The 3348-nt window shown below is 58.2% G+C and carries 6 protein-coding genes and 1 pseudogene; 1 reads left to right on the forward strand and 6 read right to left on the reverse strand.

Annotation, left to right across the window (positions count from 1 at the left end; genetic code table 11):
* The 6 genes and pseudogenes from RMO15_RS26295 to RMO15_RS26320 form a co-directional block, all read right to left on the reverse strand.
* Nucleotides 1-326 (reverse strand): annotated as a pseudogene (locus RMO15_RS26295) (hypothetical protein); the annotation flags it as partial.
* The gene (locus RMO15_RS26300) at nt 323-1048 is read right to left on the reverse strand and encodes a hypothetical protein (RefSeq protein ID WP_309719795.1); all 726 of its coding nucleotides are present in this window, start codon (nt 1046-1048) and stop codon (nt 323-325) included. The gene RMO15_RS26300 and the pseudogene RMO15_RS26295, both read right to left, overlap by 4 nt.
* On the reverse strand, nt 1045-1173 hold the full coding sequence (locus tag RMO15_RS26305) for a hypothetical protein (RefSeq protein WP_309719797.1): 129 nt from the start codon (nt 1171-1173) through the stop codon (nt 1045-1047). Before RMO15_RS26305 ends, RMO15_RS26300 begins: the two co-directional genes overlap by 4 nt.
* A gap of 91 nt (nt 1174-1264) precedes the next feature.
* The gene (locus RMO15_RS26310; RefSeq protein ID WP_309719800.1) at nt 1265-1831 is read right to left on the reverse strand and encodes a metal-dependent hydrolase; all 567 of its coding nucleotides are present in this window, start codon (nt 1829-1831) and stop codon (nt 1265-1267) included.
* The gene (locus RMO15_RS26315; RefSeq protein ID WP_309719803.1) at nt 1828-2424 is read right to left on the reverse strand and encodes a restriction endonuclease; all 597 of its coding nucleotides are present in this window, start codon (nt 2422-2424) and stop codon (nt 1828-1830) included. The genes RMO15_RS26310 and RMO15_RS26315 overlap by 4 nt, the downstream gene beginning before the upstream one ends.
* A 10-nt stretch (nt 2425-2434) precedes the next feature.
* Nucleotides 2435-2854 carry a helix-turn-helix transcriptional regulator gene (locus tag RMO15_RS26320; RefSeq protein ID WP_309689703.1) on the reverse strand — a complete coding sequence of 140 codons (420 nt, stop codon included), beginning with the start codon at nt 2852-2854 and terminating at the stop codon, nt 2435-2437.
* A gap of 235 nt (nt 2855-3089) precedes the next feature.
* Between RMO15_RS26320 and RMO15_RS26325 the strand changes: the two genes are divergently transcribed.
* Nucleotides 3090-3348 (forward strand): hypothetical protein (locus RMO15_RS26325; RefSeq protein ID WP_309719806.1); only part of this gene is annotated, 259 nt, incomplete at its 3' end.

Below are 3348 nucleotides of genomic sequence, written 5' to 3' on the forward strand. Positions count from 1 at the left end.
TCGACCACCACCAAGCCCGCATCAACAAGCGCTCCCACCGCCCGGCTCACCGAGTCACGGCTCTTGCCTGTCTTGCCTACAAGCTGGCTCTGACTGATCCAGTCACGCCACTTACGGCCATGCACATTATTTTTATGGCCAGATGTGCTGTCGTCGCTTATCCAACCCAGCGTCTGCCGCACCACGACCAAGAGAACCCGCAGCTCAGTGTCAGTGAGCTTGGGAAGTAAGCGGTCGATCAGGATCGAGGGTACGGGCACTACGGGGCCAAGCGCAGCCCAAGGGGAGCTTGCCTGCTCCCCCTTAGATGTTGGCTGTCCGCTCATGACCTTGGAGTGTCTGGAGAGGCGTAATCGCCTCGTATTGCGGCGGTGAGGAAGCGGGCGGGGTTTCTGGCACCGCGAGCCGGGAGCCATTCCAACTGAATCTCAATGCTCTCAATGGGAAACTCTGCCAGGAGCTTTCTCACTTCATGCTCTGGCACCCCGACTGCGAGCATGGCATGGTACGCCTCCCCTTCGCGGCCTTCTGGGATCGGCTCCGGGGGCGTGTTGCCAAGCTGCTCGGCAACGATCTCCTCCGCTTCAGCGCGAGGGGTTGCGTAGCGCTCCCTGGAGCGGTGAATGATCTCCTCACGAGGAACTGCTCGGTACGGCTTCTCGCTCATTTGTGCTGGCGGCATTATGTCAACAGGCACCCCCACCCGCTTGGAGAGCGAGTAGGTATGTTCGGCACTTGGGAAGATTAGCGGCGCACCATCGAAAGTGTAGGCGGCGAGAAGCTGGAGGCGTTGCTGCACCTGGTCAGGATGGAGACTGAGAGCCTCGGCAAGTGATTCCACAACGGCCCTTACTTCACCCATTGCCTCTTGGAACGTCAGGAGGGCGATGAAGATCTGGAGTAGGTCGGGTGGTAAGACTCGCAGGAGCCCTGAGATCCTCAGGTTGGGTGAGAGCACGAGCTGCGCGGGCTGGCCAGGTTGGTGCTGGAGGAGCACCAGAGCCGTTTCTGGACTGCCTGGGGTAGCGGAAAGAGGCAGCGGACTCATGAGAAGGTAGAGCGCTCGCTAGATGCCACTAAGGGCAGGATATCGTATGCCTCCCCCGTGACCTTTGCCAGCCGGAGCAGGATTCGGGCGAGACGCTGGCGCTCCGAGAAGCGCAGGGAGACCATATCGATCCTCTCCACGAGCCTGACTGTTAGGCGCGCTGCCTGGTCAAGGGCGGCAAGCTCCGCAGAGACTCTAAAGCTGGAGGCTGATCTATCAAAGTAGCGTTGTGCTGAATGTGTCTTGAAGTGTGGTGGTTGCATTTTGGAATTGGAAAAGGTGAATAAGGAGAAGACCGGACGCGGTTAAGGAGAGCAGGATAAAGAATCCATCTTCCGCCGTAGAGCCGGTCGTAAAGCGAAGCCGCGAGGGCAAGAGCCACACCCGCCCACTATCGGGCCAGTAGAGAGGAACGCCGCTCTTGGTGCAGGCATCGAGTAGCAAATGGGACAGGTAGCCCAGCGTCAAACCGAACCCAGCAAAGGGATCGAGCAAGAGCGCCAAGGGCAAGCCAAAAGCAACGGCGACGACCAGCACCGCGAGAAGCGAGTGCATCGGCCCACGGTGCCCGAGGCTTCGACTGAGCAAACGTGCGACTAGCTTCAAGGGAGCTACGCCGCCAATTGCCATGTTGGAGAGCTTGGACTCCCTAGCATCAAGGTCAGGCAGCAGGCTTCCGATGACAGCGAAAAGAATCGCCAGCGACATCGAGTCGAAGGGAAGGGCAAGGGGTAGACCATAAAGGCTGACGATTCCCGCCATGACGTGAGTACGCCATGTCATGAAGACTGATGAGAGCGGGTTGCTCGCCTTGGAACGCGTTTTACGGCGACGGTGAGCAGTAGCTCGCTTTTGGCTCCCAGGCAGTCGCTTTGGCGGTTGCCAACAGCTTCCTGTTCCAGTCGCTTGAAGAAATCCTCGTCGAGAGTACCTCGTGGCGTGACGCCGATTTGGTGGGTGCTTAGTAGTTCCACCAAGTGATCGCCGCCGATGATTCGCACGGGAGCAAGTGGGAGAGCAAGCCCTTCTTGATCTATTGAGGCTGACAGTGGGCCGCTGGTGATGAGCAGGGCTTCGGCAGCACCAACTCGGATTGCAGCACCACGTAGCTCGTCGGCTTGGCGCTGGAAGACACGAGAGCCTTCATCGAACTGCTTGGCCTGGATGATCACGCGCCGAGGCGAGAAACCACCGGGAACAGTCGCAAGAAGATCGTAGCCACCACCTCGGTTGCGGCCTTTCCAATCAGTGCGACCGGCGAGCCGAACGTCTTGGTAGCCGAGCTTAGCGAGCAGGAGCGCGATGATCTTGAGATACGCATCAAAGGGCAGCTCAAGCAACCGCTGCCGGAGTTTGTTCGGGGTTTTCGTGTTCATGAAATAGGCGTTAAATGGGGTGACCAGGAGAGGTTGGGTCGGCTTCCACGCGTGACCACTCCCCTGGTTTTTGATGTCTCCACTCAGGCTTGAGTCTGTCGGAGCGCTCATCCCAAGCTTCAGGAGGTAAGCAGCCTTTGCAGCCCATGAGGGCGCAGACAGAGGGAGTCGGATAGTAGCCATCCGTAGAAAAAATCTCGTCTACAGGTAGTTTCAGGCTACTTCGCCGATTGATCGCTCGGCAGATCAGTTCCGCCGTGAGGTAGCTCGGATTGAGCTTGCCCCGAACCATGCGAGACATGGCGTTCTGAGAAACTCCCGTTTCCAGGGCAAGCTGCGCCTTGGGAGCGACAGTGTAGTGGGGTATGTGTAGCAGAACCGCCCGCACTCGATTGAAGGCGAGGGGCGGTCCTTGCGCCGATTTTGGCATGGCAATAGGGGCTAGAAATAAACTTGTGTCGTGCGCACGACTTGCCTATTTTGCCCGAACGTATACCGAACATGCAACGAGACTGAACCCGTGAACGCCTCTTTTACCCATCAAGGCATTCAATGTGAGCTCCACAAACGACTTTGGATTTTCGTAGTGGTGAAGCCTGGTTCAGTCTCGTTGCATTTCTGCCTGACTCCTCTATGATGGCCTCCGCTCGGGCACCCGTTGCCTGATGGCAAAGGAGCTGCTGGAGACACTACAAAATCAGGAGGCCAGAAATCCATTGGCCCGATCCCCTATCTACACAACGTTTCGAGAGGGTGAGCTGGAGCAGGCGCTCAAGGCTCTCGCTCTCAAGACGGGCGTTGTCGCCGACGTACCCAATGCTTGGGACGTGAAACGGCGCAGCCCTCTTCACATCCGCTGGCATGAGTGCACTGTCACTTACCCCGATGGTATGAGCGGCACATGCCGCTACACCAGGCAAGGCC

Origin of the sequence: Armatimonas sp., from assembly GCF_031410135.1 — a bacterium.
Classification (GTDB): Bacteria; Armatimonadota; Armatimonadia; order Armatimonadales; family Armatimonadaceae; genus Armatimonas.

What these genes read in the sequence shown, in the direction of transcription:
- RMO15_RS26300 (WP_309719795.1), bottom strand. Translation starts at nt 1,048, where the DNA reads ATGAGTCCGCTGCCTCTTTCCGCTACCCCAGGCAGTCCAGAAACGGCT.
- RMO15_RS26305 (WP_309719797.1), bottom strand. Translation starts at nt 1,173, where the DNA reads ATGGTCTCCCTGCGCTTCTCGGAGCGCCAGCGTCTCGCCCGAATCCTG.
- RMO15_RS26310 (WP_309719800.1), bottom strand. Translation starts at nt 1,831, where the DNA reads ATGACATGGCGTACTCACGTCATGGCGGGAATCGTCAGCCTTTATGGT.
- RMO15_RS26315 (WP_309719803.1), bottom strand. Translation starts at nt 2,424, where the DNA reads ATGAACACGAAAACCCCGAACAAACTCCGGCAGCGGTTGCTTGAGCTG.
- RMO15_RS26320 (WP_309689703.1), bottom strand. Translation starts at nt 2,854, where the DNA reads ATGCCAAAATCGGCGCAAGGACCGCCCCTCGCCTTCAATCGAGTGCGG.